At 60.4% G+C, this 288-nt stretch carries 1 protein-coding gene; it reads right to left on the bottom strand.

Annotation, left to right across the window (positions count from 1 at the left end; all coding sequences use genetic code 11):
- Window positions 1-13: 13 nt before the first annotated feature.
- Window positions 14-288, bottom strand: a 275-nt coding sequence (locus tag EN852_RS39765; RefSeq protein WP_246694598.1) for a LysR substrate-binding domain-containing protein, incomplete at its 5' end; no start/stop codon positions are given.

Here is a 288-nt window from a genome sequence, read left to right on the forward strand (position 1 = left end):
GTCTACAGGCGCGTTACTGCTCCCAAGTCGGCGGCGTCCCGATCTGTTTGCGCAATGCTGTCATGAACGCACCAAGTTTTGCGGATGGCTTGGCGAGTGCCCGCAGTAGATAAATGCCGGTGGGGCGCCTGTTCCAACTCTCGCCGCCAAGGCCAAGGCGGATCAGCGCTCCGCTTCGCACGTCTGGACCAACAACCCAGTCCGCCAATAGGCCAATACCCATGCCTACGAGTGTGGCCAAGCGCATGGCCTCGAAATCGTCCGAGCGAAAAGCAACTCTGTCCAGCG

The organism is Mesorhizobium sp. M2E.F.Ca.ET.209.01.1.1 (assembly GCF_004010375.2).
GTDB lineage: Bacteria > Pseudomonadota > Alphaproteobacteria > Rhizobiales > Rhizobiaceae > Mesorhizobium.